The sequence below is a fragment of the Aeromicrobium sp. Leaf272 genome, assembly GCF_001422865.1.
GTDB lineage: Bacteria > Actinomycetota > Actinomycetes > Propionibacteriales > Nocardioidaceae > Aeromicrobium.
On the sequence record NZ_LMMY01000011.1, the window covers coordinates 155,049 to 158,072 of the forward strand.

The following is a 3,024-nucleotide window of genomic DNA, read 5'->3' on the forward strand; positions in this document are numbered from 1 at the left end:
CTGGGAGTTCTCGCGGAAGAACAGCGGGTTCTGCACGCCGGCGTAGCCCGCAGCCATCGACCGCTTGAACACGACGACGTTCCGCGCCTCCCACACCCGCAGTACCGGCATGCCGGCGATCGGGCTCGTCGGGTCCTCCGCGGCGGCCGGGTTGACGGTGTCGTTGGCACCGATCACGAGCACCACGTCGACGTCGGCGAGGTCGTCGTTGACCTCGTCCATCTCGAGCACGATGTCGTAGGGAACCTTGGCCTCCGCCAGCAGCACGTTCATGTGGCCGGGCAGGCGGCCCGCCACCGGGTGGATGCCGAACTTCACGTCGACGCCGCGCTCGCGCAGCTTGCGGGTCAGGTCGGCCACGGGGTACTGCGCCTGGGCCACCGCCATGCCGTAGCCCGGCGTGATGACGACGCTCGACGCGTCCTTGAGCATCTCGGCCACGCCGTCGGCGTCGATCTCGCGGTGCTCGCCGTAGTCCTTGGCGTCGCCGGCGGATGCCTCGATGCCGAAGCCGCCGGCGATCACGGAGATGAACGAGCGGTTCATGGCCTGGCACATGATGTAGCTCAGGTAGGCGCCGGACGACCCGACGAGGGCGCCGGTGACGATCAGCAGGTTGTTGCTCAGCAGGAAGCCGGCGGCGGCCGCGGCCCAGCCCGAGTAGCTGTTGAGCATCGACACGACGACCGGCATGTCGCCGCCACCGATGGACGCCACGAGGTGCCAGCCGAGCGCGAGCGCCAGGGCGGTGACCAGGACGAGCAGCCAGATGTTCGGGTTCGCGACGAACACGACCGTCAGCACGAAGAACAGCACGAGCGCGCCGAGGTTGAGGTAGTTCTTGCCCGGCAGGACGAGGGGTGCGGACTTGATGCGGGCGCTCAGCTTGAGGAACGCGACGATCGAGCCGGTGAACGTGACCGCACCGATGAAGACGCCGACGAAGACCTCGCCCGAGTGGATCCGCTCCAGCGACTCGAGCGGGTACTCGGGGTGCTCGAGGTAGCCGTTCCAGCCCACCAGCACGGCGGCCAGACCGACGAAGGAGTGCAGCAGCGCGATGAGCTCGGGCATGCCGGTCATCTCGACGACGCGAGCCCGCCAGAGACCGATCGCAGCACCGATGGCCACGGCACCGACGAGCAGGACGACGCCCACGGTCTCGGCGTCCTCGACGGCCAGGATGATCGTGGCCACGAGCGCGATGGCCATGCCGGCAATGCCGTAGGCCACGCCCGACGACGCGGTCTCGTGCTTGCTGAGCCCCGCGAGGCTCAGGATGAACAGCAGGGCGGCGACGATGTACGCCGCGGTGGCGATGCTCTCTGCGGTCACTCTGATCAGCCCTTCGAGAACATGCCGAGCATGCGTCGGGTCACGGCGAAGCCGCCGAAGATGTTGATGGACGCGAGCAGCACCGCCACGAAGGCGAGCAGGCGGATGGCCCACTCGTTGTCGGCACCCTCGCCGACACCGATCTGCAGCAGGGCACCGACGACGATGATCCCGCTGATGGCGTTCGTGACGCTCATCAGCGGGGTGTGCAGCGCGTGGTGGACCTTGCCGATGACGTAGTAGCCGATGACGATCGACAGCGTGAGCACGAAGAAGTGCTCGGGCAACGGCGGCGGAGCGAACGCGTTGATGAGGAAGAGCACGGCGACGCCCGCGGCGATGAGCAGGTACTTGCCGCGCTGCGTCAGGCCGGGCTTCGGGGCGGGCGCCTCCTTGACGGCCGGCATCTCGGCGGTCGGAGCCGGGGCGGCGGACACCTGGACCGGCGGCGGGGGCCAGAGCACGTCGCCCTCGTGCACCACCGTCACGCCGCGCTGCACGACGTCGTCGTGGTCGAGGACCAGCTGACCGTCCTTGCCGGGCGTGAGCAGCGTCAGCAGGTTGACGAGGTTCTGGCCGTACAGCTGCGAGGCCTGCGTCGGCAGGCGACCGGGCAGGTCGGTGTAGCCGAGGATCGTCACGCCGTTCGCGGTCACGACCTTCTCACCCGCCACGGACCCGGCCACGTTGCCGCCCTGCGCCGCAGCCATGTCGACGACGACGCTGCCCGGCTTCATCGCGGCCACGTCGGCCTCGGTGAGCAGCCGCGGCGCCTGGCGCCCGGGGATGAGGGCCGTGGTGATGACGATGTCGACGTCGGCTGCCTGCTCGGAGTAGATCTCCGCGGCGCGTCGGTCGTACTCCTCGCTGGTGGCCTTGGCGTAGCCGTCGGTGGACTTCTCGACCTCCACGTCGACGGCCAGGTACTCGCCGCCGATGGACTTGACCTGGTCAGCCACCTCGGGGCGGGGGTCGGTGGCGCGCACGATGGCGCCGAGGCTGGATGCAGCACCGATGGCGGCGAGCCCGGCCACACCGGCACCGGCCACGAGGACCTTGGCGGGCGGGACCTTGCCGGCAGCCGTGACCTGGCCGGTGAAGAAGCGGCCGAACTCGTGCGCGGCCTCGACGACGGCGCGGTAGCCGGCGATGTTGGCCATGGACGAGAGCACGTCCATCGACTGGGCGCGCGAGATGCGCGGCACGGCGTCCATCGCGAGCACGGTGAGCGGACGAGCGGCGAGGGCCTCGAGCAGCTCCGGGCTCGTCGCGGGCGCGATGAGGCTGACGAGCGTGGCGTGGTCGTTCAGCCGCGCGATCTCGTCGGTCGTCGGAGCGTTGACCTTGAGCACGACGTCGGCGGACCAGGCGTCGGCTCCGGGCACGACCGAGGCACCGGCCTCGGCGAAGGCCTCGTCGGCGAAGGCGGCGCGGGCACCCGCGCCGGACTCCACGAGCACCTCGTAGCCGAGCTTCTCCAGACGTACGACCGTCGCGGGAGTCGCGGCCACCCGGGTCTCCCCTGGGCGCGACTCGGCGACCACTCCGATCCTCATTCCGCGGACACTAGCGGAGGGCCTCGGGGGCGACCACCTCTTGAGACGCGCGTCTCAGGTACTGGCGGTATCCAGAACGCCGCGTGGCGACCGCTGCCCATGCGAGCATGGAGCCGATCACAGGAGGCCGAGG

The 3,024-nt window shown here is 70.0% G+C and carries 1 protein-coding gene and 1 pseudogene; both read right to left on the minus strand.

Annotation, left to right across the window (positions count from 1 at the left end; translation table 11 throughout):
* Positions 1 to 1,335 (minus strand): annotated as a pseudogene (gene pntB, locus ASF38_RS07845) (Re/Si-specific NAD(P)(+) transhydrogenase subunit beta); the annotation flags it as partial.
* Positions 1,336 to 1,340: 5 nt separating this feature from the next.
* Complete coding sequence (locus tag ASF38_RS07850) at positions 1,341 to 2,891, minus strand: Re/Si-specific NAD(P)(+) transhydrogenase subunit alpha (protein WP_056574983.1); 1,551 nt, start codon at positions 2,889 to 2,891, stop codon at positions 1,341 to 1,343.
* Positions 2,892 to 3,024: the final 133 nt, after the last annotated feature.